At 50.0% G+C, this 430-nt stretch carries 1 protein-coding gene; it reads right to left on the reverse strand.

The features are described from left to right. A partial coding sequence (locus BV372_RS34110) for an MFS transporter (protein ID WP_218776810.1) occupies positions 1 to 430 on the reverse strand: 430 nt, incomplete at both ends.

Here is a 430-nt window from a genome sequence, read left to right on the forward strand (position 1 = left end):
CCGCCAAGCTGCAACACCAAATAAAAACGGTGACTCTGCCGAACCTGCTGACACAGCGATGAAGTAGTCACTCAGTAGGGCGATGAAAATCCCAATTACAATCGCTAGTTGCTGAAGAGATCCCAACCTTCCGCGCAAGTGAGAGGGAGAACATTCGGCAATGTAAGCTGGCGCGATGACACTAGCAGCGCCAACTGCAATTCCACCCAATAACCGCCAAAAGATGAAATCCCAGATTGTAAAGGCAATCCCCGAACCAATGGCACTGATAGTAAACAACACCGAAGCTACCACCATTGCTTTGACGCGACCATAACGGTCGGCAATTTGTCCGGCAAAGAAGGCTCCTACCGCAGACCCCAGCAAGGCTAGCGAGACTGCAAGACCAGTCACCCAACTACTAGTGTTAAAGGCTTTTGATAAAGCTACA

This window comes from Nostoc sp. T09, from assembly GCF_002154695.1.
Lineage (GTDB): Bacteria > Cyanobacteriota > Cyanobacteriia > Cyanobacteriales > Nostocaceae > Aulosira.